The organism is Actinosynnema pretiosum (assembly GCF_002354875.1).
Classification (GTDB): Bacteria; Actinomycetota; Actinomycetes; order Mycobacteriales; family Pseudonocardiaceae; genus Actinosynnema; species Actinosynnema auranticum.
Map to the genome: position 1 here is coordinate 5,741,656 of NZ_CP023445.1, position 24,471 is coordinate 5,766,126.

18 protein-coding genes are annotated in these 24,471 nt (G+C 75.5%); 13 read left to right on the forward strand and 5 right to left on the reverse strand.

Annotated features, from left to right (window positions below; genetic code table 11):
- Window positions 1–5: 5 nt before the first annotated feature.
- A complete protein-coding gene (locus CNX65_RS24270) occupies window positions 6–1,982 on the reverse strand; it encodes a hypothetical protein (RefSeq protein ID WP_096495832.1) in 1,977 nt (658 codons plus the stop codon).
- Between the two features lies 1 nt (window position 1,983).
- Window positions 1,984–2,859 carry an SGNH/GDSL hydrolase family protein gene (locus CNX65_RS24275; RefSeq protein ID WP_096495833.1) on the reverse strand — a complete coding sequence of 292 codons (876 nt, stop codon included), beginning with the start codon at window positions 2,857–2,859 and terminating at the stop codon, window positions 1,984–1,986.
- 243 nt (window positions 2,860–3,102) lie between these two features.
- Here CNX65_RS24275 and CNX65_RS24280 point away from each other — a divergent pair, with 243 nt between their 5' ends.
- The 5 genes from CNX65_RS24280 (at window position 3,103) to CNX65_RS24300 (ending at window position 11,492) form a co-directional block, all read left to right on the forward strand.
- Window positions 3,103–4,296, forward strand: coding sequence for a PucR family transcriptional regulator (locus CNX65_RS24280; protein WP_096495834.1), 1,194 nt, complete (start codon window positions 3,103–3,105; stop codon window positions 4,294–4,296).
- A gap of 170 nt (window positions 4,297–4,466) precedes the next feature.
- Window positions 4,467–5,954, forward strand: a complete 1,488-nt coding sequence (locus tag CNX65_RS24285; RefSeq protein ID WP_096495835.1) for an ABC transporter substrate-binding protein — start codon at window positions 4,467–4,469, stop codon at window positions 5,952–5,954.
- Window positions 5,955–5,988: 34 nt separating this feature from the next.
- Window positions 5,989–7,704 carry an ABC transporter permease subunit gene (locus CNX65_RS24290; protein WP_096495836.1) on the forward strand — a complete coding sequence of 572 codons (1,716 nt, stop codon included), beginning with the start codon at window positions 5,989–5,991 and terminating at the stop codon, window positions 7,702–7,704.
- Complete coding sequence (locus CNX65_RS24295) at window positions 7,705–8,895, forward strand: MFS transporter (RefSeq protein WP_096495837.1); 1,191 nt, start codon at window positions 7,705–7,707, stop codon at window positions 8,893–8,895.
- Between the two features lie 77 nt (window positions 8,896–8,972).
- Window positions 8,973–11,492 carry a hypothetical protein gene (locus tag CNX65_RS24300; RefSeq protein WP_157767828.1) on the forward strand — a complete coding sequence of 840 codons (2,520 nt, stop codon included), beginning with the start codon at window positions 8,973–8,975 and terminating at the stop codon, window positions 11,490–11,492.
- On the opposite strand, the gene CNX65_RS24305 is transcribed toward CNX65_RS24300, so the two are convergent.
- Complete coding sequence (locus CNX65_RS24305; RefSeq protein WP_096495839.1) at window positions 11,414–12,577, reverse strand: helix-turn-helix domain-containing protein; 1,164 nt, start codon at window positions 12,575–12,577, stop codon at window positions 11,414–11,416. The two genes, CNX65_RS24300 and CNX65_RS24305, sit on opposite strands and share 79 nt — an antisense overlap.
- 225 nt (window positions 12,578–12,802) lie before the next feature.
- Here CNX65_RS24305 and CNX65_RS24310 point away from each other — a divergent pair, with 225 nt between their 5' ends.
- The 7 genes from CNX65_RS24310 (at window position 12,803) to CNX65_RS24340 (ending at window position 21,203) form a co-directional block, all read left to right on the forward strand.
- Window positions 12,803–14,263, forward strand: a complete 1,461-nt coding sequence (locus CNX65_RS24310) for an SLC13 family permease (RefSeq protein WP_096495840.1) — start codon at window positions 12,803–12,805, stop codon at window positions 14,261–14,263.
- Window positions 14,264–14,289: 26 nt separating this feature from the next.
- On the forward strand, window positions 14,290–15,441 hold the full coding sequence (locus CNX65_RS24315) for a glycerate kinase family protein (RefSeq protein WP_096495841.1): 1,152 nt from the start codon (window positions 14,290–14,292) through the stop codon (window positions 15,439–15,441).
- A gap of 79 nt (window positions 15,442–15,520) precedes the next feature.
- Complete coding sequence (locus tag CNX65_RS24320; protein WP_096495842.1) at window positions 15,521–15,838, forward strand: hypothetical protein; 318 nt, start codon at window positions 15,521–15,523, stop codon at window positions 15,836–15,838.
- A 35-nt stretch (window positions 15,839–15,873) separates the two neighbouring features.
- Window positions 15,874–17,421, forward strand: coding sequence for a sensor histidine kinase (locus CNX65_RS24325; protein ID WP_096495843.1), 1,548 nt, complete (start codon window positions 15,874–15,876; stop codon window positions 17,419–17,421).
- On the forward strand, window positions 17,406–18,071 hold the full coding sequence (locus CNX65_RS24330; RefSeq protein WP_096495844.1) for a response regulator transcription factor: 666 nt from the start codon (window positions 17,406–17,408) through the stop codon (window positions 18,069–18,071). Before CNX65_RS24325 ends, CNX65_RS24330 begins: the two co-directional genes overlap by 16 nt.
- A 432-nt stretch (window positions 18,072–18,503) precedes the next feature.
- Window positions 18,504–19,298, forward strand: coding sequence for a transglycosylase SLT domain-containing protein (locus CNX65_RS38220; RefSeq protein WP_309141949.1), 795 nt, complete (start codon window positions 18,504–18,506; stop codon window positions 19,296–19,298).
- A gap of 312 nt (window positions 19,299–19,610) precedes the next feature.
- On the forward strand, window positions 19,611–21,203 hold the full coding sequence (locus CNX65_RS24340) for a Na+/H+ antiporter (protein WP_096495846.1): 1,593 nt from the start codon (window positions 19,611–19,613) through the stop codon (window positions 21,201–21,203).
- Between the two features lie 6 nt (window positions 21,204–21,209).
- Here CNX65_RS24340 and CNX65_RS24345 read toward each other — a convergent pair whose 3' ends face one another.
- Both CNX65_RS24345 and CNX65_RS24350 read right to left on the reverse strand, forming a co-directional pair.
- Entirely contained in the window at window positions 21,210–22,592 is a 1,383-nt protein-coding gene (locus CNX65_RS24345; protein WP_232519988.1) for an MFS transporter, read from the reverse strand.
- Window positions 22,589–23,425 carry an alpha/beta fold hydrolase gene (locus CNX65_RS24350; protein ID WP_232519989.1) on the reverse strand — a complete coding sequence of 279 codons (837 nt, stop codon included), beginning with the start codon at window positions 23,423–23,425 and terminating at the stop codon, window positions 22,589–22,591. The genes CNX65_RS24345 and CNX65_RS24350 overlap by 4 nt, the downstream gene beginning before the upstream one ends.
- An 88-nt stretch (window positions 23,426–23,513) precedes the next feature.
- Between CNX65_RS24350 and CNX65_RS24355 the strand changes: the two genes are divergently transcribed.
- A complete protein-coding gene (locus CNX65_RS24355) occupies window positions 23,514–24,434 on the forward strand; it encodes a LysR family transcriptional regulator (protein ID WP_096495848.1) in 921 nt (306 codons plus the stop codon).
- Window positions 24,435–24,471 lie beyond the last annotated feature (37 nt).

Below are 24,471 nucleotides of genomic sequence, written 5' to 3' on the forward strand. Positions count from 1 at the left end.
GCTCCTCACCGTTCGACGGGTTCAGCAGTGCAGGGCGCGCCGTCGCAGACGTCGACGACGCGGCCGGTCCGCAGGAACTCCGCCTTCTGCGCGCGTGCGGCGGCGGAGTGCCTGGGGTCCTCGTGGGGGTCGTGGCCCCCGGTCGGGGGGACGTTCCCCGGTGGTGGGGCTGGGGTTCCGCTGTCCCACAGCACCAGTGCGCTCCCGGCGTGCGGGGCGCGGACGCGGCGGATGCCCCAGTGCGGCACGACGTCCGGGCTCCGGCCGGGGACCAGGCTCGGGGTGAGCACGGGGACGCCCGCCGTCCTGGCCTGGACCTCGGCCGCCGCGTTGGCCACCTGGTGGTCGCCGAAGGCGAGGTGCAGCAGCACCTTCCGCCCGCGCAGGAGCGGCGCGCAGCCGTTGGTCTCGGCGCGGTCCCACAGCAGCTGCATGAGGGCGATGACGACCTGCTGGGCCACCGGGTCCGGGTAGGCGGCGCCCAGCACCGCCTGGAACGGGGCGAAGTCGCTGCTGCGGTTCAGGAGCAGGCCGTAGTTCATGCCGGTGACGCCCAGGACGGCCGCGCGGATGTCCCGGTCGGCGGCGACCAGGGCGCCGCCGAGGATGCCGCCCTGGCTGTTGCCGTCGAAGACCAGACCCGCCGCGGGGTCGAGCAGCGGGGCGGTGTCGCCGCGCAGGGCCGGGTGCGCGGGCAGGCCGTCGGGGTGGGTGAGGGCGCGGCCGAGCAGGACCGCGTTGAGGATGCCCTGGACGCTGCGGTCGGGCACGGCCTGGAAGCCGGTGACGTCGGCGAGCGCGGCCAGCACCACGGGCACGTCGGCCTTGGCCATGCCGATCCAGTCGGTGGCGCAGAAGGCGAAGCCGTGCTCGGCGGCCATGGCGCGGACGTTGCGCGCGCCGACCTCGTTGAGCGAGCCGAGCAGGCCGTGGCCGTAGAGGGCGGGTCTGGCGGGGGTGCGGAACGCCGATCTGGGGATGACGCAGCGGAAGTCGGCTTCCAGGTCGCCGTTGCGCCGCGGGACGCCTCGGGGGTCGCGCAGCAGGGTGGAACCGGGTGGGCCGCCGGGGAGGGCGAGGTAGTTGGGGGCGGTGAGCTTCCCGGTGACCTCGCGGCCGATCAGCGGGTCCCGCTCGGGGGTGGGGTCGGTGGTGGCGGTGATCCGGAACCCTGGGGCGCGGTCGCCGAGGGCGCGGAGCGCGTCGTCGCGCGCGGAGAACAGGTCGCCGGTGAGGGAGTGGCGGCTGGCGACGGTGAAGTCCCAGGCCAGGGTGAGCGAGCGGGGTGCGATTCCGCTGCGCGCCAGGAGGTCGAGCGCGGGGGTGAGCTGGAGCTGCCTGGGGCGCAACGGGTGCGCGGCGGGGAGCCTGCGGCCCGCGAGGGCGCGGTAGGGCTCGGTCGCGGGGAGCGGGGAGCCGTCCTCGGCGCGCAGGTGGCGCAGGGCGACGACGTAGCGGTGGCCCTCGTGGAGGTTGCGCGCCGGGTGGATCAGCAGGGCGCGGCGGTCCGGGGGCGCCTGGGAGTCGAGCTCGGCCCAGTGCGGCCAGCGCTCGCCGGTGGCGGCGTCGAGCAGGACCACGGGGGCGTCGGGGCGCAGGGAGCGGCCGATGTCGGTGACCGGGGGCAGGCCGGAGGCCTCGGCGTCCAGGCCGGGCAGGTGGACCAGCGCGGTGGAGCCGGGCGAGAAGCCGTCGGCGCGGTTCCAGGCGGCCGGGTCGACCGGCTCCCCCGCCGCCGACCTGGGCAGGGACTCCGGGCGCAGGGCGAGCCTGCGGCCGGTGGGGGTGGTGGGGTCGGGGCGGGTGTGCCAGTCGTTCGGGAACGGGAGGGCGCACTCGCCGCCGCCCAGCGGGTCGCACGCGGCGCGCGGGGCAGCGAGGGCAGGGACAGCGGGGTCAGGGGGCCGCTCCCCCGCCGCGCCCGCGCTCCCCGTCGCGCCGGTGAGCAGCGGGACGAGGAGCAGGGCCGCCAGGAGCCGCACGTCAGCGCTCCTCGGCACTGGACGACAGGTGCTCGGCGATCACGCGGGCGTAGTTCTCCTCGCCGCGCCGGTTCGGGTGCAGCGGGGCGGCGAGGGTGACCGGGACGTAGCCCTCGATCCAGCGCTCGGCGTTCGGCGCGCAGGTGTCGTGCCCGGCGCTCGGGGCGACCAGGTCCACGTACTCGGCGCCGTGCGCGGCGGCCCGGTCGGCGAGCACGGCGTTCATCCGGTCCACCCCGTCCTGCAGGAAGTCCGCGTCAAGCGCGAGGACCGGCTGCACCGGCCAGCAGCCGCCGGGCCGGATGTACAGCCCGTACCCGACCACGACCACCCGCGCGGCGGGCGAGCGCTCGGTGATGGTGGTGAGCGCGGTGTCCAGTCGCGGGCCCAGCTCGGCCAGGCGCTGGGTCAGGCGCTCCTGGAACTCGCCGTTGCAGGGGGCGGCGGTCGGGTCCCAGCGCACGCAGTCCTGGGCGATGCCGACCAGGCCGACGTCGTTGCCGCCCATGGTGATCGTGACCAGGCCGGTGTCCGGGCGCAGCACGTCGAACTGCGGCGGCGCGCTGCCCGCCGGGACGCCGAGCAGGGACAGCGACTGCGGCTGCGCGAGGTGCTTGGTCTGGGCGCCGCTGCAGGTGGCGTCGGACAGTGCGGCGCCCAGGGTCGCGGCGAGCACGTGCGGGTAGTTGCGGGTGGAGCGGCCACAGGCCAGTGGGCCGGTGAAGTCCGGGATGAGCGGGCCGGACGCCATCGAGTCGCCCAGCGCGGCGTAGCCGAGCGGTTGCGCGGTGGCGGCGGCGGGGACGGCGATCGCGGTCAGTGCGGACGCGGTCAGTGCGACCAGGCCCAGCAGGGCACGGCGGGACGCGCTGGTCATGCGGGAACACCCCCGGCAGGGATCGGGTGCGGCAGGGTTTCGGGCAGGGCCCGGTCGCGACGGAGAGCGTTGTCGCGAAAGGGTTTCGGCGGGATTCGTTGCTGCGGACGGCGGAACGGGTCGGCGGTCGCGGCGGCAATCGGTCGGGGCGGGGAACGGCTGTGGCAGGTGCCACATCACATCTTGCGGGCTCGGCACCGCCGAGATCGACTGGACGGGACGCAGACTTTCGCGGGGGACGCTGTGACGGGTGACAAGGCGCCGCCGCGGATCGCGGGCCGGGCGGTGGCCCCCGCGCTGCGGGCGGGGGCCTCGGCGCTGGCGGCGCGCGTGGTGGAGCGGTTGACCGCCGAGCTGCCGGTGTACGCGGACCTGCCGCGCGAGGAGGTCGCGGGCGACATCACCGCGATCGTGCGGCACAACCTGCTGGTGTGCGCGGACGTGCTGGAGCGGCGCGGGCCCGCGACCGAGGTCGAGCTGCGCCCGCAGCGCGAGTCGGCGGAGCTGCGCGCCGAGGAGGGCGTGCCGCTGGAGGCGGTGCTGTCGGCGTACCAGCTGGGCGCGTCGCTGTGCTGCCGGGCGCTGATCGAGGACGCGGGGCCGGACGACCTGCCGACCGTGCTGGAGGTGGTGGAGGGGCTGCTGGGGTTCCAGCGGCAGCTGACCGCCGAGGTGACGCGCGCCTACCAGCGGGCCGCGCTCGACGGGCACGGGCGGTCCGGGCGGCACGCGCTGCTGGCCGCGCTGCTCGCCGGCGAGGGGCCGGAGGCGCCGGGCGGGTACCTGGCGCTGGAGCTGCTCCTGCCGCCGCACCGGGACGAGTCGGGGGCGGGCGCGCGGGTCTCGGCGCGGCGGAAGCTGCGGCGGGTGCTGGCGGTGCTGGACGGGTTCGCCGACGAGCCCGCGCTGACCGCGCTGGACCACGCGGGCGGCACCGCGCTGCTGCCGCTGGCGGCCGAGCCCGCGTGGCCGCGGGTGCGGGCGCTGGTGGACCGGCTGGCGCGGGCGGCGGACGTGCCGGTGACGGCGGCGGCCGGGTACGCGGGCGCGCCGGGGGTGCCCGCGGTGGTGGCGCGCAACGCGGAGGTGCTGGAGGTGGCGCTGCGGACCGGCCGGGGTCCCGGCGCGCACCGGTTGGCGGACGTGCTGCTGGACTACCAGCTGAGCAGGCCGAGCGGGGCGCTGGAGCCGCTGGCGGGGCTGGTGGCCGCGCTGGAGCCGAGGCCGGAGCTGCTGCGCACCCTGGAGGTGCACCTGGCGCTGGACCTGGACCGCAGGGCGACGGCGGCCCGGCTGCACCTGCACCCGAACACGGTCGACTACCGGTTGCGCCGCATCCACCGGTTGACCGGGCTGTCGCCGACCCGGCCGCAGGACTGCCGCAGCCTGGCGGCGGCGCTGGTGGCCCGCAGGTTCACCGGCGACCAGCGGGCGTGAGCCCGGCCCCCACCAGCGTCGACGACCCGCTTTCCCGGACATCGGGAAACCCTGTCAAGCACCCGCGTGGCGGCCGTCGACGTGCGCCACCCCACACCGACTATGAAAACGGTTATCGTCCCACTTACAGTGGGCGCACCCCCGTCGTCGATCCCCACCCAGGTGTCCCCGTGCGCTTCCCCACCTCGCTCGCCCTGCTCACCGTCCCCCTGCTGCTCGCCACGTCGGGCTGCTTCGCGGGCGAGCAGGCGGCGGAAGGTCCGACCTCGGACCGCATCAAGATCGCCATGCTCCAGCCGCCGCGCTTCGGCCTGACCCCGTTCAGCGACGACGCGTTCAAGCTGTCCCGCTGGTCGACCGCCGAGACCCTGGTGAAGCTGGACGCGGACGGCAACGCCCTGCCCGGTCTGGCGACCGACTGGACCAGGACCTCCGACACCGCCTGGGAGCTGACCGTCCGCGAGGGCGTGAAGTTCCACGACGGCAGCGACCTGACCGCCGACGCCGTGGTGAACACGCTGACCCGCGCCGGGAAGGCGTCGCCGAAGCCGCGCATCCTGGACGGCGTCCAGCTCACCGCGCAGGCCGCCGGGAACAAGGTCACCGTCACCACCGCGACCCCCGACCCCCTGGTGCCGCAACGGCTCTCGTCGCCGCAGCTGGCGATCCTGGCGCCGGGCGCGTACGCCGAGGACGGCAAGGTCAACCCGGTCGGCACCGGCAGCGGGCCGTTCGAGCTGGTGGAGGTCGGCGGCACGAGCACCGCGACGCTGGACCGGTTCGACGGCTACTGGGGCGAGAAGGCCAAGGCCTCCGGCCTGGACGTGTCGTTCGTCCCGGACGGCACGGCGCGCGCCGCGTCGGTGCGCACCGGCGAGGCGCACATCGCCGAGACGATCCCGGTGTCGCAGGCGGCGCTGCTGGACCCGGCGCTGCTGACCGAGGTGCCGATGCCGCGCACCAACACGCTGTACCTGAACACGCGCAGCGGCCCGATGGCCGACCCGGCGCTGCGCGCGGCGGTGCGCGAGGCCGTGGACGCCGAGGAGATCGTGAAGGGCGTCTACGAGGGCCGCGCGGACGTCGCGAAGGGCCTGCTGGGCCCGGCGCTGCCGTGGACCGTGGACGAGCGCGAGCCGCTGGCCGACCGGACCGCTCCGGGCGCCGCGAACGGCGCGTCGATCACCATCGGCACCTTCACCGACCGGGCCGAGCTGCCCGAGGTGGCCTCCATCGTGCAGCAGCGGCTGGAGGACGCCGGGTTCACCGTGAAGCAGGACGTCCGCGAGTACGCGCACATCGAGCAGGACGCGCTGGCGGGCAAGTTCGACGTCTTCATCCTGTCGCGGGCGACCGTGCTCGACTCCGGCGACCCGGTCGCCTACCTGCGCTCGGACTTCACCTGCGGCGGGTCGTTCAACCTCGCCAAGCTGTGCGACCCGGCCGTGGACGCGGCGGTGCAGGCCGCGGAGGGCGCCGAGGCCGGTCCCGAGCGGCGTGCGGCGATCCTGGCCGCCGAGGCGGCGATCCTGCGCACCGACGCGGGCATCCCCATGCTGCACGAGCGGGTCATCCAGGCGGACGCGGCGAACGTCGCGGACTCGGTGAAGGACCCGCGCGAGCGGGCGCTGGTCACCTCCGCCACGCACCTGCGCTGACCACGAAGTTCTTGACGGGCAAGGGTTTCTGACGTTGTTCAAGTTCGGGACCGCGGCGTCCAGGGTCGTGTCCGTCACGGCCGTGGTCGCCGCGGTCGGCCTCGTGCCGTGGTTGGCCGGGCGGGACCCGGCGCTGTCGATCCTGCGCGCCCGCTCCGGCGAGCAGGAGCCGACCGAGGAGGCGCTCGGGTCGATCCGGCGCGAGCTCGGTCTGGACGCGGACCCGGTGGCGCTGTTCGGGAACTGGCTCGCGGGCGCGCTGCGCGGGGACCTCGGCACGTCGTGGGTCAACGGCCAGCCGGTGCTGGAGTCGGTGCTGGCCGGGCTCGGCGCGTCGATGACGCTGATGGGCGTGGCGCTGGCGGGCGCGCTGCTGGTGGCGGCGGCGCTGTGCGCGCCGACGATGCGGCGCGGGCTGCGCGGGGACAACGGGCGCGGCGGCGCGGCGGCGGCGGCGGTCCTGGCCGCGGCGCCGGAGTTCCTGCTCGCGGCGCTGCTGATCGTGGTGGTGTCGGTGTGGCTGGGCTGGTTGCCGCCGTACGGCTGGCAGGGCCCGCAGCACCTGGTGCTGCCCGCGCTGGCGATGGCGCTGCCCGCGGGCGCGGTGCTGGGCAGGCTGGTGGACGACGCGCTGCCACCGGTGTTCGGCGAGCAGTGGGTGTCGCTGTGGCGGTCGTGGGGCTGCTCGCGGGTGGTGCTGGCGCGGGGCGTGCTGCGGCGCGCGCTGCCGCCGGTGCTGCCGCAGGTGGGGCTCTCGGCGGTCGGGATCATCGGCGGCGCGGTGGCGGTGGAGGTGGTGTTCGCGATCCCCGGCGTCGGACGGACCGCGCTGGGCGCCGCCGAGTCGCAGGACCTGCCGCTGCTGCAGGGCTCGGTGATCGTGCTGCTGCTGGTGGGCGTGGTCGTCGGGGTGCTGGCGGCGCTGGCCCGGCGGTGGGTGCTCGGCCCGGCGCTGCGCGACGCGGCGCTGATCACGCCCCCGCAGGCGCCGGCGCGCGGGCACCGGGTCGTGGTGGCGTGCGCGGGCGGCGTGGTGGCGGTGCTGACGGCGTGGGGGCTGACCCGCGACCCGCTGCGCCTGGACACCGCCGCGCGGCTGTCCGCGCCGGGCTGGGCGCACCCGCTGGGCACCGACTCGCTGGGGCGGGACGTGCTGGCGCGGGTCGGGCACGGGGCGCTGGCGACGGTGGGCGTGGCGGTCGCGGTGTGCGCGTTCGCGTTCGTCGTGGCCCTGCTGCTGGGGTTCCTGCCCTCGGTGACGCGGGCGGCGGCGGAGACGGCGAACGCGGTGCCGCCGGTGATCGCGGGGCTGCTGGTGGCGGCGACGCTCGGGCCGGACGGGGGCAGCGCGGCGCTGGCCGTGGCGCTGGTGTCCTGGCCGGTGCTGTCGGAGCACGCGGCGTCGCTGGTCGAGGAGGCTCGGGCGGCGCAGCACGTGGCGGAGAACCGGGCGCTGGGCGCGAGTCCGGTGTGGACGTTGCGCAAGCACGTGCTACCGGCCGTGGTCGGGCCGCTGGCGCGACACGCCGTGCTGCGGCTGCCGAGCATCGCGCTGGCGCTGGCGTCCCTGGGATTCCTCGGGCTGGGCACTCCGCCGCCCGCCCCCGAGTGGGGCCTGCTGCTGTCGGAGACCCTGCCGTACGTGGAGCGCGCGCCGTGGGCGACGCTGGCCCCCGCGGGCGCCCTGCTGGCGCTGGCGGTGTTCGCCGTGTCCCTGGCCGCCTCAGCCCGTGTTCCGAGGAGGTCGTAGATGGGTCGCGCGGTGGTCGAGCGCGGGGTGGTGCGCGCGGACGCGCTCGCCAGGCTGCTGGTGGGGACGCAGTTCGCGTTCAACGTGGGGTTCTACGCGGTGCTCCCGCACCTGGCGGCGCACCTGAGCGGCGGGCTGGGGCTGGCCGGGTGGCTGGTCGGCGTGGTGCTGGGGCTGCGGACGTTCAGCCAGCAGGGCATGTTCGTGGTCGGCGGCGCGCTGGCGGACCGGTTCGGGCCGCGTCCGGCGGTGCTGGTCGGGTGCGCGCTGCGGGTGCTGGGGTTCGGGTGGCTGGCGTTCGCCTCGGGCACGGCGTCGGTGATCGGGGCGGTGCTGCTGATCGGGTTCGCGGCGGCGCTGTTCTCGCCCGCCGTGGAGTCGGAGGTGGCGCGGCAGGCGCTGGAGCGCGAGCAGCGGACCGGGGAGCCCCGGACGAAGCTGCTGGGGACGTTCCACGCGGGCGGGCAGGCCGGGGCGCTGATCGGCCCGGTGCTGGGCGCTGTGCTGCTGGGGCAGGGGTTCCGGGCGGTGGCGCTGGCGGGCGCGGCGGTGTTCGTGGTGATCCTGGTCGGGCACTGGTTCCTGATGCCGGGCCGCGAGCCGGTGACGCCGCCGCCCCTGACGTTCCGGGGCGTGGCGGGGAACCGGGCGTTCCTGCTGCTGTGCCTGGCGTACGGCGGGTACCTGGTGATCTACAACCAGATGTACCTGGCGCTCCCGGCGGAGCTGGAGCGGGCGACGGGTGGTCAGGCGGCGCTGGGGTGGTTGTTCGCGCTGTCGTCGGTGATCGTGGTGGCGCTGCAGGTGCCGCTGTCGAAGTGGGCCGGGCGGGCGCTGACCCCGGCGGCGGCGCTGCGGTGGGGCCTGGGCGTGCTGGTGGCCGGCTGCGCCCTGCCCGCGCTGCTGCCCGCGACCGGCCTGGCGGGGTCGGTGGTGTTCGTGGTGCTGCTGACCGGCGGCCAGATGCTGGCGGCCCCGGCGGCGCGCGCGCTCGTGCCGGACCTGGTGGACGAGCGGCTCCTGGGGACGTTCATGGGGGCGATGTCGTCGCTGTCGGGGTTGCTGGTCCTGGCCACCTCGGCGCCGCTGGGGGCGGTCGCGGAGGCGGGCGGGGCGGCGATGTGGCTGGGGATGGCGGTGATCCCGCTGGTGGGGGTGTTGCTGGTGCCTCGGCGCGGGGCTCGGGCGTGAATCGCCTGGGGCCGCACTAGTGCGGCGTTGATGGCGTGCCGGTGGGTCAGGATCAGCCGGTGCGCTCGACCAACTCGGTGACTGACAGCACGGCCAACCTGCTGGTGCAGGTGGGCGTGAACCACGGCGCGATCAACCTCGTCGCGGGTGCGGTGCCCTCGGACTTCTACCTGGAGCAGGTCCGGCGGATCGCGCCGGACGAACTGGTCGGACGCGAGGCGGAGCTGGCCGAACTGGCGGCGTTCTGCGCGGGGCCCGACCGCTACCTGTGGTGGCGCGCGGAGGCGTGGGCGGGCAAGTCGGCACTGCTGTCGTGGTTCGCGCTGCACCCGCCGGAGGGCGTTCGGATTGTGTCGTTCTTCATCACGGCGGGTCTGGCGGAGCAGAGCGACCGGTCAGCATTCCTGCGCGAGGTGACCGTCCAGCTCTGCGCGCTCCTCGGGACCCCGCTGCCGCGCGAGTTCACCGACCCCGGTCTGCTCGGGCTGCTGAAGCAAGCGGCGGAGCGGTGCGAGGACCAGGGCGAACGCCTGGTGCTGGTGGTGGACGGGCTGGACGAGGACCGGGGCGCGGACGGTTCCGCCGAGTCCCACAGCATCGCCGCCCTGTTGCCCGCGAACCCCCCTGCAGGGACGCGGGTGGTGGTGTCCGGCCGCCTGAACCCCCCGCTCCCGCACGAGGTCCCCGAACACCACCCGCTGCGCGATCCGGACGTGATCCGCCCGCTGTCCCCCTCCCCCGAGGCGAAGGTGAAGCGCGACGTGCTGGAGAAGGACCTGAAGCGCCTGCTGCGCGGCACGCCCGCCGCGCGGGACGTCCTCGGCCTGCTGGTCGCCTCGGGCAGCGGTCTCACCACCGCCGACCTGGAGGAGCTGACCGGTCATCCGCCGGTGGACGTGGAGGACGTGCTGCACACGGCTTCCGGCCGGAGCTTCACCAACTCCAGTGGAGAGGCGCACTTATTTGCGCACAACGAGCTCCGATTGCGCGCGGCGGACATGCTCGGGAAGCACCTCGGCGGGTATCGGGAGCGGTTGCACGCCTGGGCGGACGGGTACCGCGACCGCGCTTGGCCGCAGGACACCCCGGAGTACCTGGTGCGGGGGTATCCAGCGATGCTGGAGTCGACCAACGAGGTGGATCGCCTGGTCGACCTGGCGACCGACCCGAACCGGCACGCGTTGCTGCTCACCAGGACGGGGGCCGATGAAGCGGCACTGTCCCAGGTGGCGGCGGCGCAGCGGGTGGTGGGCAAGAGCGACCTGCTTGGGCTGGCCCGGTTGGGCGTGCACAAGGCCCACCTGCGCGACCGCAACGTCTCGCTCCACCCGGATCTGCCCGCCGCGTGGGCCGCCGTGGGCGAGGTCGAGCGGGCCGAAGCGATCATCAGCACGATGTCGCCGTTCCGCGACCGCCTGGACGCCTTGCTGGTGACCTCGTCGGTGATCCGCCAGAACGGTGACCGGGACAAGGCGGGCGAGCTGTTGGACACCGCGGAGGCGATGGCCAGGCCGCACACCCAGTTCTTCGGGGCCGATCACCTTCGGGCGGTCGCCGAGGCGCTGAACGAGTTCGGCGAGCACGAGCGCGCCCGCGAACTGGCACTCACCATCCGCAACGAGGGCAAGCGGTCCAGGGTGCTCGACGCCCTCACATCCGCAGAGCCGCAGGTGGACGAGGAGAGCAGTCTGCCCTTCCTGCTTGCCGTCGTGCAGGACGGTCGCATAGCTGAGGCCAGAGGAATGGTCCAGCGCGAGGAAAAACGATTCCGCAAGAAGAAGGTCAAGCCGGACAGCGTTTCCATTGGGTGGATAGCGGTTGCAGCGGGCAGGGAGGACTACAGCCGAGCGGCGGCGGACGCCGTGGCGTTGCGCACCGAGGACGCGCGGGCCCAGGCGTGGGCGACGATCGCCGAAGAGGCGCTGCTCGCCGGGCGGGTTGAGCTCGCGGAGCGATTCCTCGCGGAGGTCGACCAGCCTTCCGCGCGTCGACGACCGCTCCTGGAACTGGTGCGGGTCTTGTTGTCACGTGGCGACAGCGCTCACGCCGCCGAGGTAGCGGGTTCGGCGAAGCCGCCGAGAATGCGTGCCGAAGCCCTCCTGCTCGTCGCTCGAGCTTGCCGAACGGACAAAGCCCTGCGTGCGGCCGCACGTGCCGCCGACTCGTCAGGTGACGTGCGCCTGCTGCGCGACGCGCTGCTCCTGGCTGTGGACATGAACGACCGGAAGCGTGCGCACAAGCTCCTGCGGAAGTTCAGGAAGGCGATCCCCAAAGGGCGGGAAGACCTGCCCGCCGAGATCCGAACGATGACCGAGGTGGCGGATCTAGCGGTACAGGTGACGTTCCTGACTCCGCTCGACGAGGACTTCTCGCCCAGCGACGATCACGACCCCGATTACCTGGGAACGTCTTCCCGGCTCGGTGAAAAGCCACCTTCCACCGAGGACCTGGCGGCGAGCCTGATCGAGAGTGACTGGCCCGACGTCGTCCAGGACCTGGTCGCCCTCCACCCCGCCGCCTACGACGTCATCGCCACCGAACTCGACCGCCTGACCGGCTCACCCGCGCAGGCCCGCACCAGCTCGTGCACCCCGTAGTGCCCCGGCTTCGCCCGGTGCAGCAGCTGCGCCCGCCCGAGCGCGTCGAGCTGCGCCCGCGCGCGCCCGACGTCCAGCTGACCGGCCGAGGCGAGCCACCGGGGCGTGATCCGCCGTCCGCTGCCCGCCACCACGAGCCGGAACGCCCGCACCAGCTCCGGCGGCTGGTGGGACAGGGTCCAGGCCAGCACGCCGCGCACGTCCCCCACCCCCCGCTGCCGCGCCGCCAGGCCAGCCACCAGCGACTGCACCGACGTCTCCACCTTCGTCGCCACGACCTCCGCCGCCAGGCGCAGCGCCAGCGGCAGGCGGGCGCAGCGGTCCACGAGCTCCGCCGCCGCGTCCTGGTCGACCGACGGGCGGTTGCGGGTGAGCCTGGTCAGCAGGTCGAGGGCCTCCGCGGCGGTCAGGGGCGGCACGGGCAGGTGGATCGCGTCGCGCAGCGCGAACTCGCGCCCGGTGATCACCACCGCCCTGCCGGGCCACGCCGCGAGCAGCGGGCGGGCGTGCTCGGCGCTGCGGACGTTGTCCAGCACCAGCAGCGACCGCCGTCCCGGCGCCTTGGGCCGCACCTCGCTGTCGCGCCCGCGCAGGTCCACGTACACCGCCCCGTCCGGGAACCGGTGCCCCCTGCGGTGCGCCCACCGCACCACCGCCGCGGTCCGCCCGACCCCGCTGGGCCCGGACACCACCGCGTACCGGGGCCCGTCGACCAGCCCGTCCAGCGCCGCGAGGAACCGCTCCCGCCCGGCGAACCCGAACACCTCGGGCGGCAGCTCCCGCAGCACCCGCCCGCGCGCCTCCCGCCGCGCGCTGCGCTCCTGCTCGACCTGGTCCCGGACCCGCCCGAGCCGCACCTCCTCGGCGGGCGTGGCCCCGAGCAGCCGCACGAGCACCCCGAACCGGTCCGTGGGCGGCAGCGTGGTGCCGGTGAGGTAGTCGGAGACCGTGCCGAGCGCGTACCCGGTCGAGGCGGCGATCTGGCGGACGGTCAGCTCACCGTCCCCGGTGGCGCGGGCACGGCGCGTGCGCAGGGCGCGTAAGTCGGCGGCGAGTTCGACGATGGTGGGTGCGCTGTCCGGCATGGCTGCTCTCGATCCCCTCGGGCTGTCTACGTGGGGTGGATCGCCGCAGGGGCCGCAGACGTGACCCGACCGCCGAAGAGGACTACCTGTTCGTGTGGATGTGGGGTGCGGGTGTAACTACGTTCGGTGATCGATACGGTTTCTCGGGAGCGTCCGCCGGCCGGATGAAAACGTCCTCATGAACGGTTCACCTGCCGCTCAGCCGCGCGCCGCAGGCTGTTCCCCGTGGACACCTTCACCTGCACGACCCGCCCCGAGCAGGCGACCGTCCCACTCGCCCGCCCCGAACCGCCGCGCGGGCGCCCGCGCGCCCACCTCGCCCTCGCGCTCGCCGCCCTCGCGGTGCTCGCCGCCGCCCTCCCCGCGGACGGGTTGCACTGGCGGGGCGCGGTGGTGCTCGCGGTGTTCACCGGGGCGGTCGGGGCGTGGGTGTTCACGAAGGTCGACGACACCTGGGTCGCGCTCGTCGCCGTCTCCCTCCTCGCCGCCTCCGGCGCCGTCGAGGCCGACGAGGTGTTCGCCACGCTCGGGGCCGACCTGGTCTGGCTGCTGATCGCCGCCTTCGTGCTCGCCGCCGGGCTCACCCGGTCGGGGCTGGTGGAGCGGTTCACGGCCGCGCTGCTCAACCGGGCCCGCACGCCGCGCCAGCTCGCGCACCTGACCACCCTGGCGCTGGTCGGCTCCTCCCTCGCCGTCCCCTCCACCTCGGGTCGGGCCGCGCTCGCGCTGCCGGTGTTCACCTCGCTGGCGAAGGCCGTGGACCCGCGCCTGGCGAAAGCGCTCTCGCTGCTGTTCCCGACCGTGGTGCTGCTGTCCGCCGTGTCCACCCTGATCGGCGCGGGCGCGCACCTCATTGCCGACCAGCTCCTCGCCGACGCCACCGGCAGCGGCATCGGCTTCCTGCACTGGTTGCTGCTCGGGCTGCCGCTCGCGGTCCTGTCCTGCCACCTGGCCGCCGAGCTGACCCTGCTGCTGTTCACCCGCCGCCGGGACCGCAAGACCCGCCTGAGCCTCGACCTCCCCACCCCGCCGAAGGCCTGGACCGCCCCCGAGAAGCAGGCCGCCGCCACGACCGCCGCCGTCCTCGCCCTCTGGTGCACCGAGCCCCTCCACGGCGCCCCGCCCGCGCTCGTCGGCCTGCTCGGCGCCCTGGTCATCACCGTCCCCCCGCACGGCGAGCACCGCGTCTCCCCCGGCGCCGCCCTCAAGACCGTCCCCTGGTCGCTGCTGCTGTTCACCGCCGCGACCGCCGCCCTCGGTGACGCCCTGGTCACCACCGGCGCCGCCCAGTGGCTGGCCGACCACGCCCTCGCACCGCTCGAGCACGCCTCCCCCGAGCACTTCCTGATCGCCGTCGTGCTGGTCGGCACCGCCGCGCACCTGGCCGTCCAGTCCCGCTCGGCCCGCTCGTCCGTGCTGGTCCCGGTGGTGATCCCGCTGGCGCTGGCCGCCGGGGTGAACCCCGCGCTGGCCGTGTTCGCCTCGACCGCCGCCGCCGGTTTCTGCCACACCCTCACGTCCTCGGCGAAGCCGGTCGCGCTGTTCGCCGACGTCGAGGGCGTCCCGACCTACTCGGCGCGCGACCTGCTGCGCCTGTCCGCCGCGCTGGCCCCGCTGCACGTCGCCGTCGTCAGCGCGTTCGCGCTGCTCGTGTGGCCCGCGACCGGCCTCCCCACCTCCCTCTAGTCCCCCAGCCCCGAGGAGCACCAGAGATGCGGATCGTCGTAGCCCCCAGCGGCTTCAAGGAGAGCCTCGGCGCGGAGGCCGCCGCCGACGCCATCGCCACCGGCGTGCGCCGGGTCGTGCCCGACGCGGACGTCGACCGGGTGCCCCTGGTCGACGGCGGCGAGGGCTCGGCCGCCGCGCTCGCGAGCGCCACCGGCGGCCACCTGGTCGACACCACCGTCACCGGCCCGGTCGGGCTGCCGGTGCACTCGCACTTCGCGGTGCTCGGCGACGGCCGCACCGCCGTCGTGGAGATGGCCGCCGCCGCGGGCCTGCGGCTGGTGCCCGCGCACCGGCGCGACCCCGGCCTGACCACCAGCCGGGGCGTGGGCGAGCTGATCTCGGCCGCGCTGGACGCGGGCTGCGACTCGGTGCTGGTGGGCTGCGGCGACTCCGGCACCTCGGACGGCGGCGCGGGCGCGCTCCAGGCGCTGGGCGTGCGCGTCTGGGACCGGCACGGCCGCGAGGTCGCGCCGGGGGCGGCGGCGCTGGCGCACGCCCGCTCGGTGGACGTCTCCGGGCTCGACCCCAGGCTCGCCGCCACCACGACCCGGCTCGCGGTCAACCCGCACAACGTGCTGTGCGGACCGCGCGGCGTGGCCAGGGTGTTCGGGCCGCAGAAGGGCGCGTCGCCCCAGCAGGTGGAGCTGCTGGCGGACGCGCTGGACAACTGGGCCGACGTGCTGCGCCGCGACCTGGGCGCGGACGTGGCGCTGCTGCCCGGCTCCGGTGCGTCCGGCGGGCTCGGGGCCGGGCTGAGCGCGGTGCTCGGCGCGCCGCTGCTGCCCCGGTTCGACGTGCTGCTGGACCACGTCGACCTGGACGCCCGGCTGGCCGCCGCCGACCTGGTGATCACGGCCGAGGGCGCGATCGACGCCCAGACCCCGCACGGCAAGGTGCCCGCCGAGGTGGCGCGCCGCGCCAAGGCGCACGGCAAGCCGGTGATCGCGCTGGCGGGCACGATCGGCCCGCGCGCGGACGCGGCCTACGCGGCGGGCATCGACGCGTTCCAGGCGATCCTGCCGCGCCCGGTGTCGCTGGACGAGGCGATCCTGCGCGGCGGCGAGTTCCTGGCCGACGCGGCCGAGCGGGTGCTGCGGCTGCTCCTGGTGGGCGCGCGGCTCGCGCCGACCGGGTGAGCGACGCGGGAGCAGGGAGATGAAGATTTCTTCATCCCGCTCTCATGCGGGGTTCGCCCCGGCCGGAGAGGGTGGGCGGGTGCGAGCCTCCCGGATCGTCCTGCTGACCGCCGCGCTGGCGCTGCCCCTCGGGGCGGCGGTGGCGACCTGGGCGCTGCCCGGCGAACCCCCGCCGTCCGCTCCGACGCAGGTCAGGCTGCGGGACAACACCGGGCTGCTGCCGTTGCCGAGCGCGGCACCACCGGAGAGCACCGCGCCACCGGAGAGCACCGCGCCGGGCACCGGGCAGAGCACCGCGCCGCCCACCCCTCCCCCGGACTCCCCGGTGGTCATCCCGCCGCCGCCCCCGGTCCCGCCGGACGATGACGACGACGATGACGACGACCTCGACGACTGACCCCGCACCCCACCGGACTGGACGACCGACCTGAGATGGCCGACCCCGACACACCCACCGTCACCCTGGACACCACCCTCGCCACCCGCCCCGCGCCCCGCCGCAAGCGGGCCGTCCCCGCGCGGGTGCGGATCATGGGCTGGCTGCTGCTCCTGGTCGCCGTGGTCTCCCTGTCCACCACCCTGGTGACCCGCAACCTGCTGCTGCGCGAGGTCGACCGGGACGTCCGCTCCGCGCTGGAGCAGGAGGCCGCCGAGCTGGACCAGGTGCTCGCCGAGGGCGTAGACCGGGCGACCGGGCAGCCGTTCGCCGACGTCCGGCAGGCCCTGTCCGCGCACCTGAGCCGCCAGTACGTGGACGACGACGAGGTCATCGTGGCCTGGACCCCGCAGTCCGGCCCGATGCTCCAGGACCGCGCCGAGCCGTTCCGCCTGGGCGCGCACCCCGAGGTCCTCGACCCGATCCTGGCCTCCCCCGACCACAGCGGCGCGTCCGCCACCCCGGCCGGTGAGCTGCGCTGGATCAGGGTGGACGCCACCGGCGCGGCGGGCGACCGGGGCGCGCTGGTCGTGGGCTACCTGGTGGACCGGGACCGGGCCGAGGTGGCGTCGACGGTGCGCGTGCTGCTGGGCGTGGGCCTGCTCGGGGTGGTGCTGGCGGGCGCGTCGGCGTGGTTCGTGGCGGGGCAGATCCTGAGCCCGGTGCGGCTGGTGCGCCGGGCCGCCGCCGAGATCACCGAGCACGACCTGACCCGCCGCATCACCGTGGAGGGGCGCGACGACGTCGCCGCGCTGGCCGAGCAGTTCAACGCGATGCTGGACCGGCTGGAGCGGGCGTTCGCCACGCAGCGGCGGTTCCTGGACGACGCGGGCCACGAGCTGCGCACGCCGATCACGATCGTCTCCGGCCACCTGGAGCTGCTGGGCGAGGACCCGGTGGAGCGGGCCGAGGCGGTGCGGCTGTGCCTGGACGAGCTGGACCGGATGAACCGCATGGTCAACGACCTGCTGCTGCTGGCCAAGGCCGAGCAGCCGGACTTCATCGACGCGCGGCCGGTGGAGGTGGCCGAGCTGACCGGTGACGTGTACGCGAAGGTGCGGGCCATCGGGGACCGGCGGTGGCGGCTGGAGTCGATCGGGGAGGGCGTGGCGCTGCTGGACGAGCAGCGCGTCACCCAGGCCGTGGTGCAGCTGGCGCAGAACGCCGTGCAGCACAGCCCGGAGGGCTCGGAGGTGCTGATCGGGTCGCTGGTGCGGCCCGCGCCCGGTGGCGGCTCGGTGTCGTTCTGGGTGGCCGACCGGGGGCCGGGCGTGCGGCCGGAGGACGCGGTGGCGATCTTCGAGCGGTTCAGCCGGGGCTCGACGGGCGGCGCGCCGGGGCACCGGGCGGGCGCCGGGCTGGGGCTGGCGATCGTGCGGGCCATCGCCGAGGCGCACGGCGGGTTCGTGCGGCTGACGTCGGCGCCGGGCGCGGGGGCGCGGTTCGCGGTGGAGGTGCCGCTGCGGGTTCCGGAGGGCGAGGGGGCGACGGTGCGGCTGCCGGTCGGCGGGACGTCGGGAGGTGGGTCGTGGCGCGAATCCTGATCGCCGAGGACGAGGAGCGGATCGCCTCGTTCGTGCGCAAGGGGCTGACCGCGAACGGGTTCGCCACGACCGTGGTGGGCGACGGCGAGGCGGCGCTCGGGTACGCGCTCAGCGGCGGGTTCGACCTGGTGCTGCTGGACATCGGGCTGCCGGTGCTGGACGGGTTCGCCGTGCTGGCGCGGTTGCGGGAGCGCGGGTGCGCGACGCCGGTGATCATCCTGACCGCGCAGGACTCGGTGCGGGCGACCGTGGCCGGGCTGGAGGGCGGGGCGGACGACTACATGACCAAGCCGTTCCGGTTCGAGGAGCTGCTGGCGCGGGTGCGGCTGCGGTTGCGCTCGCCGGAGGCGGTGGTCGAGCGGACCGTGCTGCGGGCAGGCGGTCTGGCGCTGGACCTGCGGACGCGGCGGGTGGACGTGGACGGGGTGGCGGTGGACCTGACGGCGCGCGAGTTCGCGCTGCTGGAGCTGCTGCTGCGGCACCACCGGCGGGTGCTGTCGCGGGAGCAGATCCTGTCGCACGTGTGGGGCTACGACTTCGATCCGGGGTCGAACATCGTGGACGTGTACGTGCGGGCGCTGCGGCGCAAGATCGGGGCTGGGCGGATCCGGACGGCGCGCGGCATGGGGTACTCGTTCGACGCGGGGTGAGCGGGCGGGGCTCGCGCGCGTGCGCGCGTGTTCGTTCTTGGTGCGGGGCGCGGGGCGAACCTCGGGGGCGCCCCGCACCCGAGTCGCAACCGTCCCCGACCGCCTCCGCAACCCCGTCCACCCACTGTGGAATCGCATCGGGGGTTCGGGGATCGGTCGGGGGACAACCCCCGAATCCGGAGGCCCCTCCGGACCGCGTTCCCCCAGTTCACCACCCATCCCCCGGTCGGATTAGGGGTAATCAACACACAGTTGCATCGGTTCCCACGAAACGTGACACAAGTCACCGATTTCGGAGTGAACCTTGCCCATTCGCAGTACTCCCGGTTACGTTTCCGGCCGCAGATCACGGTTCGGTCACGTGCGAAGCTCAACGCGGGAGGCAGTTCTTTGGCTCGGCACAGGAGACCCCAGGGGGAACCGACCACGCTGGTGTTCCCAGTGGTCGTCACCGCCCCCGGCGTCGTTCCCGGAGCGCACCGCGCCGAGTCCGACAAGGCCCCGCTGGCCCACCGGGTGTCCGCCGTCGCGATGGCGGTCGGCGTGGTCGCGGGAGCGGGCGGGGCCGCGGCCTACGCGGTCACCGGCGGCACCTTCAGCCCCAGCGCGGGCGCCATGAACTTCGGCGGGTTCGGCGACCCGGACGCCCCGGCGGTCTCGCCGACGGCGCAGACCATCGCCGAGGTCCGGACCGTCCACTCGGTGGACGTCGGCGGCGAGGCGTCCCGCCTGCTCCAGCAGGAGCAGATGACGGCGGCCATGGCGGTCAACCAGATCAGCGACGCGGCGGCGAACGACTACGCGGCGCGGGTCAAGGCCGAGCAGGAGCGCAAGGAGCGCGAGGCCGAGGCGCGCAAGCCGGCCAAGCAGCGCGAGGTCGAGGCGTGGATCAAGGAGGCCATCAAGGTCCTCCAGGCCAACGGCACCTCGATCGACAACAGCAGCGTGGGCGCGATCTGGACGGTGATCCAGAAGGAGTCCGGCGGCAACGTCAACGCCATCAACAACTGGGACTCGAACGCGGTGCGCGGCACCCCGTCGAAGGGCCTGATGCAGGTCATCGACCCCACGTTCGAGGCGTACAAGCTCGCGGGCTACGACGACATCTACCGCCCGGTGGACAACATCATCGCCGGCGTGCGGTACGTGTACGCCCGCTACGGCGGCTTCCACAACCACCCCGGCCTGATCGGCATCAACGCCGGAACCGGCTACCAGGGCTACTGATCCCCGCGCCGCCGATCCGCTGATCCGCGACCCCGCCCCTCCCCCGGTCCCCGTTCGGGACCCGCGGAGGGGCGGACGCGTGCGCGCGGAACCTCTGAGCGGGCCGTGAGCGCCCCGGAGGGCCCCGACGGCACCCACCCCGACCGGAGTCGGGCGTTGAGGCCGCAGCGGGCGTCGTGGGCCCCGGAACGACGCTGTCCCGAGCCGCGCCGACCGCCGCTGGGGACACGGGTACCCCGGAGCGGGCCGGTTTGAACCGCACTCCTGCGGGCGACTCCCTCCCGTCCACCAAGACGGGAGGCAGAAGAGGCCATGGGCGACTCGCAGGCGCTGATCGTGCTCGTGTCCGTCGGCGCGGCCGTGGTCGCGCTGCACCTGCTCGCCCGCCGCCTGCGCCTGTCGCCGCCGATCGTGCTGCTGGTCGGCGGGGCGCTGGCCGCGCTGGTCCCCTGGCTGGAGCCGATCCGGCTGCCGCCCGAGGTGGTGCTGCTGCTGTTCCTGCCCGCGCTGCTGCACTGGGAGGCGCTGAACACCTCGCTGCGCGAGATCAGGGCGAACCTGCGCAGCATCGCGCTCAGCTCGGTCGTGCTGGTGCTGGTGACCGCCGCCTCGGTCGCGGCGGTCGGGCACGCGCTGGGCCTGGGCTGGCCGGTGGCGTTCGTGCTCGGCGCGGTGGTCGCGCCCACCGACGCCACCGCCGTCGGCGCGGTCGCGGGGAGGATGCCGCACCGGCAGCTGACCCTGCTGCGCGCCGAGAGCCTGGTCAACGACGGCACCGCGCTGGTGCTGTTCGCGATCGCGGTGGCCGTGGCCAGCGGTCGGGAGGAGTTCTCCTGGCCGTCCGCGCTGGGCGACTTCGGCCTGTCCTACGCGGGCGGCGTCGTGGTGGGCCTGCTGGTCGGGCTGCTGGTGACCTGGCTGCGCAAGGTGGTCGTGGAACCGCTGCCGGAGGCCGGGATCAGCGTGCTGACCCCGTTCACGGCGTTCCTGCTGGCGGAGGAGATCCACGCGTCGGGCGTGCTGGCGACGGTGGTGTGCGGGCTGCTGGTGAGCCAGACCGGGCCGCGCTGGTTCTCGGCCAGGACCCGGTTGCAGTCGCGCGGCTTCTGGCAGCTGGGCGCGTTCCTGCTCAACGGCGCGCTGTTCGTGCTGGTCGGCCTGCAGCTGCGGGACGCGGTGGCGGACGCGCGCACCTGGCGGGCGCTGCTGGCGGTCGTGCTGGTGTCGGCGACGGTGATCGGGGTGCGGCTGCTGTTCTTCAACACCGTGCCGTACCTGGTGCGGCTGCTGGACCGCAGGCCCGCGCAGCGGGACCGGCGGATGGGGTTCCGGGAGCGGCTGCCGGTGGCGTGGGCGGGTTTCCGGGGCGGGGTGTCGCTGGCGGCGGCGCTGGCCGTGCCGCTGACCGTGCAGGACGGCGGGGCGTTCCCGGAGCGGGAGCTGCTGGTGGTGGTGACGTTCGGGGTGATCGTGGCGACCACGCTCGGGCAGGGCCTCACCCTGCCGCTGGTGCTGCGGTGGGCGCGGCTGGGCGAGGACGAGGCGCGGCCCGCCGAGCTGCTGCTGGCCGAGCGCACCGCCGGCGAGGCCGGGCTGGCGGCGCTGGACGAGGCGGCGCGGGCGCTGGACGCGCCGCGGGACGTGGTGGAGCGGGTGCGCGGGGAGATCCGGCGGCGGCTGGAGTCGTTGGAGGCCATGGGGGTCGACGGGGCTCCGGTGGAGAACCCGCTGCTGGGCGACGACTACGCGGCGCTGCACCTGGCGCTGCTGGAGCCCAAGCGGGCGGCGGTGGTGCGGTTGCGGGACGAGCGGCTGGTGGACGACCTGGTGCTGCTGCGGATGCAGACCCGGTTGGACGTGGAGGAGGTGCGGTTGTCGGCGGCGCTGGAGGAGGAGCTGGAGTGAGGCCCCTCAGCGGGCCGCTCGTGCTGTGGCGCCCGGTGCCGCGGTGGCGGGCGTCGCGGTGGCGGGCGTCGCGGTGACCAGCCGGGACGCCCCCGCCGCCGCGAGCGCGAACACCAGCGCCTCGTAGGCCATCGCCGCCGGGAAACCGCCTGCGGCGTGGGCGGTCCCGGCGAGCGCGACGCCGACCGTGCCGCCGAGCTGCTGCGCGGTGGGCAGCAGGCCCGCGACGGAGGCCGCCGCCGGTTCCGGGGCCCTGGAGAGCACCAGCGCGAACACCGTCGAGGTGAACAGCCCGAACGCGGCTCCGCCCAGCGCGAGCGGCGCGGGGCCGGGCGGGAGCGCGGTGAGGGCGGCGGTGACCAGGGCCAGCGCGGCTGCCGCGGCGGGGGTGGTGCGGCGGCGCTCGGCCAGCGCGGGGGCGAGCGCGCTGCCGAGGACGGCGGCGAGCGCGTACGGGGTGTTGACCAGCGCGGCCTGCAGCGGCGTGCGGCCCTGCTCCTGCAGGTGCAGCAGCACCAGGTAGGTCAGCGAGGGCACGCCGGCGTTGAACACCAGCACGACCAGCACGCCGGTGCGGGTGGCGCGGTGGCGCAGCGCCTCCGGGTGCACCAGCGGGTCGGCGCGGAGGCGTTGGGAGAGCAGGAAGGCCGCGCCCAGGAGGACGGCCGCGCCGAGCGAGGCGAACGCCCAGGGCGGCCACCCGGCCTCCGGGCCGACGGCCAGCGGCAGCACGAGCGCGGCGCAGCACGCGGCGACCAGCGCGGCGCCGAGCGCGTCGACCCGTTGCGGCGCCTGGGTTTTGCCGCTCCGGGTCCGCCTGGTCGCGGGCAGCAGCGCGGAACCGGCGAGGGTGGCGAGCGCGACCGGGAGCTGCGCCAGGAACAGCGCGCGCCAGCCGAGTCCGAGCGGGTCGGCGGCCAGCAGCGCGCCGCCCAGCACCGGGCCGATCGCCGAGGCCGTGCCGATCACCGCGCCGAACGCGGCCAGCGCGCGGCCGTGCCGGTGGGCGGGCAGGGCGGTCCGGATGAGCGAGAACACCTGGGGCGCGGCGATCCCGCTGCCCGCGCCCTGCAGGAGCCGGGCCGCCACCAGCGCGCCCGTCGACGGCGCGACCGCGCAGGCGGCCGTGGCCAGGGCGAACAGGGCGGCGCCGAGGGCGAACAGCGCGCGGTGGCCGAGGCGGTCGCCGAGCCTGGCGGAGGCGATGAGCGGGCAGGCGTGGCCGAGGGTGAACGCGGCCAGCACCAGGTGCGCGGCGCCCGGACCCGCGCCCAGGTCGGCGCGCAGCGCGGGCGCGGCGACCTGGACGAGGGTGACGTTCAGCAGTTGGGCGAAGGTGGCCGACAGCACCACCGGCAGCAGCGCCCGTCGCCGCCGTTCCGGGTTCACGCCAGGTCCACCAGGTGGCGGGCCAGCTCCTCGGGGCGGGTGGCGAACGGGCTGTGCCCGCCGGGCAGGGTGCGCACGGCGAACGGGTGCTCGGGGAACGCCTCGTCGGCCTCGCGGATCATCAGGTCCTGCGCGGCGGCGGTGAGGGCGCGGTCGTCGGCGCAGCGCAGGAACGCCCTGGGCACGCTCCCCCAGCGGCGCGCGGTGACCGGGACCGGGGCCTGCAGGGACGCGAGCTGCTCGTCCGGGGTGAGCGCGAGCCGCCAGGGGCCGAACTCGCGCTCGTCCAGGTCGCCGCAGAACGCCTCGCGCAGCGCGTCCACGTAGGACTTGTCGGTGGACAGCGGGTTGATGCGGAACGCGCCGACCCGGTCGGGGTCGCCGACGCGCAGGGCGCCGGAGAGGGCGGCGGCGTTCTCGGGCGTGGCGGTGTAGTCGGTGAAGCGGGGGCGGGCGGGGACGAACGCGGTGAGGTAGACGAGGCGGTCGACCAGGGCGGGCGCGCGCTCGGCGGCGAGGGAGGCCGGTCCGCCGCCCGCGCTGTGCGCGACGAGCACGACCCGGCCGTGGCGGCGCGCGGCGGCCAGCGCGTCGAGCACCGCGTCGGCGGAGTCCTGGGCGGAAAGCCCTGCCACGGCCGAGGGTTCGGTGGTCAGCCCCGGCTGTCCGGGGAGCAGGTAGCCGGACGGCAGCGGCGCGCCGAGGCCGTGGCCTGGCAGGTCGACGGCGGCGCTGTGCGCGCCGAGGCGGGCGAGGGCGCGGCGGGTCGGGCCCCACTGGGCCGCGCCGTGCCAGGCGCCGTGGACGAGGACGAAGGTGGTCGGTTCGGTCACGGGCCCAGCCCACCAGCCGGGAATGCCGCGGCGCCGCGCCATGTCTGAACCGGTGTCCGGTGATACCCGCGGGGTATGGGGGGTTCTGGTGGAGGCACGGCACCTGAGGTACGCGCTGGCGCTGGCCGAGCAGCAGCACTTCGGCCGCGCGGCGCGGGTCCTCGGCATGGCGCAGCCGCCGCTGTCGCGCCAGATCGCCTCGCTGGAGAAGGAGGTCGGCGCGCGGTTGTTCGACCGGACGCCGCGCGGGGTGTTCCCGACGGCGGCGGGCGAGGCGTTCCTGGCGCGGACGCGGCGGGCGCTGGCGGAGCTGGGCGCGGCGGCGGTGGACGCGGGGCGGGCGGACCGGGGCGAGACGGGGCGGTTGCGGCTGGGGTTCGTGGCGTCGGCCCTGCTGGAGCCGCTGCCGGGGGTGCTGGGGCCGTTCGGGCGGCGGCACGCGGACGTGCGGTTGGAGCTGCGGGAGACCGCGAGCGCGCGGGGGGTGGCCGAGCTGGTCGCCGGTGAGCTGGACGTGGTGTTCGGGCTGGGGCGGCCGAGGGGTCGCGGGGTCGGGGACCTGGTGTCGGTGGTGGTGGGGCGGGACGCGCTGGTGGCCGTGGTGGGGGCGGGGCACCCGTGGGCGGGGGTGGCGTCGGTGGGGCTGGGGCAGTTGCGGCGTCAGCGGTTGATCGTGTCGCCGGGGGCGGAGGAGCCCGCGGTGGACGCGTGGTTGCGCGGGCTGCTCGGCGAGGAGGCGCTGGCGGGGGCGGTCCGGGCGCGGGACGTGCACACGATCATCGGCATGGCGGCGTGCGGTGTCGGGGTGGGGCTGGGGCCGGAGCGGATGCGGGTGGCGGAGCGGGCGGGGGTGTGGTTCTGCGCGGTGGAGCCGGTGGTGGAGCTGCCGGAGCTGGTGCTGTCGTTCCGGGCCGGGGACGACTCGCCGGTGCTGGCGGCGTTCCTGGCGGTGGTGCGCGAGCGCTGCCCCGGCGTGGCGGCGCGGTTGGCGCGGGTGGGGGCCCGGTGAAATTCGGTGTACTCCGCGTAGCGGCGGCGACTACGTT